We start from the raw sequence: 5,794 nt of genomic DNA on the forward strand, positions 1-5,794 counted from the left end.
TCAAATAAAAAACGCTTCTTGTGTTGTGTGTGGATATATTTTTTCTACCTTTGCACTCCGCTTCGGAGGAAGAGGGGGCTGGATGAAAAGCTAGAACAAACCGGAAAGAAAAAAGTTTTATTTTTCTTTTGGAAAAGGGAAAAGTTTTTCTACCTTTGCACTCCGCTTCGGAGGAAGGGGTTAAGGTTTGAAAGAGGGAAAGAGAGGTTGATGTGGCGGAGAGAGGCAAATAAAAAAAAATATTTCATTTTTTATTTGCGGAAGAGAAAAAGTTTCCTACCTTTGCAGTCCCAAACGAAACGGGAGCTGGCGAACGGAGTTCGAAAGCGAATAACAAAAGATTGAAACAATGAGCTACAAAACAGAGGCGGAACATTAAGACCGCCGAAACACAGTAGGGAATTGCAACATATAGAAGATCGCCGCGAGGTCGGATCGGAAAGTTCATTAAAGAGATATCATTTACAAAAGCGCAGCGAGGCGAAGATGTTTACTGTAAAGTACATACAGCCAAACTGTTTTCTTTAGGTCGGTTCTTACAGACAATACAATTAAGAACAGACAATCAATTTTAATTAATAGATAGTCAGTGTTCGAACTACAACATTTTACAATGGAGAGTTTGATCCTGGCTCAGGATGAACGCTAGCGGCAGGCCTAATACATGCAAGTCGAGGGGTAGAGCGGTGCTTGCACTGCTTGAGACCGGCGCACGGGTGCGTAACGCGTATGCAACCTACCCTTTTCTGGGGGATAGCCCGAAGAAATTCGGATTAATACCGCATAAGACCACATGATGGCATCATCGAGGGGTCAAACATTTATGGGAGAAGGATGGGCATGCGTGCCATTAGCTAGTTGGCGGGGTAACGGCCCACCAAGGCGACGATGGCTAGGGGATCTGAGAGGATGGCCCCCCACACTGGTACTGAGACACGGACCAGACTCCTACGGGAGGCAGCAGTAAGGAATATTGGTCAATGGAGGCAACTCTGAACCAGCCATGCCGCGTGCAGGAAGACGGCCCTCTGGGTTGTAAACTGCTTTTATTCGGGAATAAACCTAGATACGTGTATCTAGCTGAATGTACCGAAGGAATAAGGATCGGCTAACTCCGTGCCAGCAGCCGCGGTAATACGGAGGATCCAAGCGTTATCCGGATTTATTGGGTTTAAAGGGTGCGTAGGCGGCCTGTTAAGTCAGGGGTGAAAGACGGTAGCTCAACTATCGCAGTGCCCTTGATACTGATGGGCTTGAATGGACTAGAGGTAGGCGGAATGTGACAAGTAGCGGTGAAATGCATAGATATGTCACAGAACACCGATTGCGAAGGCAGCTTACTATGGTCCTATTGACGCTGAGGCACGAAAGCGTGGGGATCGAACAGGATTAGATACCCTGGTAGTCCACGCCCTAAACGATGAATACTCGCTGTTGGCGATACACAGTCAGCGGCTAAGCGAAAGCGTTAAGTATTCCACCTGGGGAGTACGCCCGCAAGGGTGAAACTCAAAGGAATTGACGGGGGCCCGCACAAGCGGAGGAGCATGTGGTTTAATTCGATGATACGCGAGGAACCTTACCCGGGCTTGAAAGTTAGTGAAGTTACCAGAGATGGTAGCGTCCTTCGGGACACGAAACTAGGTGCTGCATGGCTGTCGTCAGCTCGTGCCGTGAGGTGTTGGGTTAAGTCCCGCAACGAGCGCAACCCCTATGTTTAGTTGCCAGCACGTCATGGTGGGGACTCTAGACAGACTGCCTGTGCAAACAGAGAGGAAGGAGGGGACGACGTCAAGTCATCATGGCCCTTACGTCCGGGGCTACACACGTGCTACAATGGACGGTACAGAGGGCAGCTATACAGCAATGTAATGCCAATCTCAAAAAGCCGTTCACAGTTCGGATCGGGGTCTGCAACTCGACCCCGTGAAGTTGGATTCGCTAGTAATCGCGTATCAGCAATGACGCGGTGAATACGTTCCCGGGCCTTGTACACACCGCCCGTCAAGCCATGGAAGTTGGGGGTACCTAAAGTACGTAACCGCAAGGAGCGTCCTAGGGTAAAACCGATAACTGGGGCTAAGTCGTAACAAGGTAGCCGTACCGGAAGGTGCGGCTGGAATACCTCCTTTCTGGAGTGGGACCAACCACTCGCTGCGCACAAATGATACTATATAATATGGTATACGCTGTAAATGATACATATCTCAAGAAGAAAAAAAGAAACACCAAGAAGATGAAGCCGCAGGTCTTAACCGGCCACTGGGCAGGGGGATAGAGATGGCACATCGATATAGTCCCGTAGCTCAGCCTGGTTAGAGCACTACACTGATAATGTAGGGGTCTCCAGTTCAAATCTGGACGGGACTACGGATAAGTTTTTTTGGGGGATTAGCTCAGCTGGCTAGAGCGCCTGCCTTGCACGCAGGAGGTCAACGGTTCGACTCCGTTATTCTCCACCATCACCGGTGCCTGATACAAAAGGCATGTTTATAATAGGTGCGCAAGCATCCGGGATAGAAAGTTCTTTGACATATTGGAAGAAGTTAAAAAAGAAGAGCAAACAACAATAGGCGACTGTTGTGTTTGTGCTCACTTAGCTAACATGTAAATGATAGATAAGTATGAGACATCATGACAAGAGCAAAAAAAGCATACCTTGCGGCGCAAAAGGCGCAAGAGTAGAAGAAAGTAATAAAGAGTACACGGGGGATGCCTTGGCTCTCGGAGGCGATGAAGGACGTGATAAGCTGCGATAAGCACCGGGGATCTGCAAATGAGAATTGATCCGGTGATTTCCGAATGGGGAAACCCGGCTGGTTGAAGACCAGCCACAATAAGAGCGAACCTGCCGAACTGAAACATCTAAGTAAGCAGAGGAAGAGAAAATAACAATGATTTCCTGAGTAGTGGCGAGCGAAAGGGAAAGAGCCCAAACCACTTATGTTACGGCATATTTGGGGTTGTAGGACTGTGATGTGGTTACATTAACGTGAAGTGGAACGGGATGGGAAGCCCGGCAATATAGAGTGATAGCCTCGTACACGTAAGCAATAATGGCCTAACAGTATCCTGAGTACCGCGAGGTCGGAGACGCCTTGTGGGAATCTGCCGGCACCATCCGGTAAGGCTAAATACTCCCGAGAGACCGATAGTGAACCAGTACCGTGAGGGAAAGGTGAAAAGAACCCCGAACAGGGGAGTGAAATAGAACCTGAAACCGTGTACTTACAAGCGGTCGGAGCGTCCAGGTGGCGTGACGGCGTGCCTTTTGCATAATGAGCCTACGAGTTACTCTTCACTGGCAAGGTTAAGTGCTTTAGGCACGGATCCGAAGCGAAAGCGAGTCTGAACAGGGCGCATAGTCAGTGGAGGTAGACGCGAAACCTTGTGATCTACCCTTGGGCAGGTTGAAGTTGCGGTAACACGTAATGGAGGACCGAACCGATAAACGTTGAAAAGTTTCCGGATGACCTGAGGGTAGGGGTGAAAGGCTAATCAAACTGGGAAATAGCTCGTACTCCCCGAAATGTTTTTAGGAACAGCGTCGGTGTTGAGTTATATAGAGGTAGAGCTACTGATTGGGTGCGGGGGAGTCAAATCCTACCAAATCCAGACAAACTCCGAATGCTATATAATATAACCGGCAGTGAGGCTCAGGGTGCTAAGGTCCTGGGCCGAGAGGGAAAGAACCCAGACCATCAGCTAAGGTCCCTAAATTATAGTTAAGTTGAACTAACGAGGTGCGATTGCATAGACAGCTAGGATGTTGGCTTGGAAGCAGCCATTCATTTAAAGAGTGCGTAACAGCTCACTAGTCGAGCGATCGTGCATGGATAATAAACGGGCATCAAACTATATACCGAAGCTATGGGATTGAAATATATCGGTAGGGGAGCATTCTAGCGGCAGTGAAGTTGTAGCGTGAGCTATGGTGGAGCTTCTAGAAAAGCAAATGTAGGCATAAGTAACGATAAGGCGGGAGAGAAACCCGCCCACCGAAAGGATAAGGTTTCCTGATCAACGCTAATCGGATCAGGGTTAGTCGAGGCCTAAGGCGAACCCGAAGGGGGTAGTCGATGGACAACGGGTTAATATTCCCGTACCTTTTATAGATGCGATGTGGGGACGGAGTAGTGGAACTGCCGCGATCTGACGGAATAGATCGTTGAAGACAGTAGGTATACGCCCGGTAGGCAAATCCGCCGGGTGTGCTGAATGTCGATAGTACCGCGAGCCTTCGGGCAAGTGGATAGCGCAGGTAATCAGACTTCCAAGAAAAACCGCTAAGCTCCAGTCTATAAAAGCTCGTACCGCAAACCGACACAGGTATCCGGGATGAGAATTCTAAGGTGCTCGAGTGAATCATGGCTAAGGAACTCGGCAAAATGGCCCTGTAACTTCGGGAGAAGGGGCGCTCACAGCAATGTGAGCCGCAGTGAAAAGGCCCAGGCGACTGTTTAACAAAAACACATGGCTTTGCAAAATCGAAAGATGAGGTATAAGGCCTGACACCTGCCCGGTGCTGGAAGGTTAAGAGGGGATGTCAGCCGCAAGGCGAAGCATTGAATCGAAGCCCCAGTAAACGGCGGCCGTAACTATAACGGTCCTAAGGTAGCGAAATTCCTTGTCGGGTAAGTTCCGACCTGCACGAATGGTGTAACGATCTGGGCGCTGTCTCAGCCATGAGCTCGGTGAAATTGTGGTCCCGGTGAAGACGCCGGGTACCCGCAACGGGACGGAAAGACCCCATGCACCTTCACTACAGTTTAACATTGACATTGGGTACAGGATGTGTAGGATAGGTGGGAGGCTTTGAAGCGGCGTCGCTAGGCGTCGTGGAGCCAACGTTGAAATACCACCCTTTCTGTATTCGGTGTCTAACCCCGCCAAGCGGGGGACATTGTTTGATGGGTAGTTTGACTGGGGTGGTCGCCTCCAAAAAGGTAACGGAGGCTTTCAAAGGTAAGCTCAGTACGCTTGGTAACCGTACGGGGAGTGCAATAGCATAAGCTTGCTTGACTGTGAGGCATACAGGCCGATCAGGGTCGAAAGACGGATATAGTGATCCGGTGGTTCTGCATGGAAGGGCCATCGCTCAAAGGATAAAAGGTACGCTGGGGATAACAGGCTGATCTCCCCCAAGAGCTCATATCGACGGGGAGGTTTGGCACCTCGATGTCGGCTCGTCACATCCTGGGGCTGGAGAAGGTCCCAAGGGTTCGGCTGTTCGCCGATTAAAGTGGCACGCGAGCTGGGTTCAGAACGTCGCGAGACAGTTCGGTCCCTATCTGTTGTGGGCGTTGGAATCTTGAGTGGGGCTGACCTTAGTACGAGAGGACCGGGTTGGACTAGCCTCTAGTGAATCTGTTGTTCCGCCAGGGGCATTGCAGAGTAGCTACGCTGGGAATAGATAAGCGCTGAAAGCATCTAAGTGCGAAACTAGCCACGAGATGAGGATTCCATATAGGGTCGTAGCAGACTACTACGTTGATAGGCTACAGATGTAAAGGTGGCGACACCACAGTCGAGTAGTACTAATAGCCCGAGGCTTTCATCAAAGCAGACGTTGTTTGCTCTTCGGAAATAACTTCTTTCAATAATATGTCATTTATTATCAACTGATAATCTATAAAGATATTCAGGTGCCTATATCGATGGTGTCCACCTCTTCCCATTCCGAACAGAGAAGTTAAGCCCATCCGAGCCGATGGTACTGCGGTAACACGTGGGAGAGTAGGTCGGTGCCTAAACCTACAGCCCCCCTTCAGAAATGATCGGGGGCTTTTTTGTG

Annotated in this window: 2 tRNA genes and 3 rRNA genes; all 5 read left to right on the top strand. The window is 49.7% G+C overall.

Features of this window, described 5'->3' with window-relative positions:
* Positions 1-610 precede the first annotated feature (610 nt).
* The 5 genes from AC23ME_RS21060 (at position 611) to rrf (ending at position 5,753) form a co-directional block, all read left to right on the top strand.
* Positions 611-2,132, top strand: a 16S ribosomal RNA gene (locus AC23ME_RS21060).
* Between the two features lie 163 nt (positions 2,133-2,295).
* Positions 2,296-2,370, top strand: a tRNA-Ile gene (locus AC23ME_RS21065).
* Between the two features lie 15 nt (positions 2,371-2,385).
* Positions 2,386-2,462, top strand: a tRNA-Ala gene (locus AC23ME_RS21070).
* 222 nt (positions 2,463-2,684) lie between these two features.
* Positions 2,685-5,561, top strand: a 23S ribosomal RNA gene (locus AC23ME_RS21075).
* A gap of 80 nt (positions 5,562-5,641) precedes the next feature.
* Positions 5,642-5,753 (top strand): 5S ribosomal RNA (gene rrf / locus AC23ME_RS21080).
* Together the 16S, 23S and 5S rRNA genes with 2 tRNA genes alongside form the textbook arrangement of a ribosomal RNA operon.
* Positions 5,754-5,794: the final 41 nt, after the last annotated feature.

It is taken from the genome of Pedobacter sp. T50_32, from assembly GCF_057652195.1.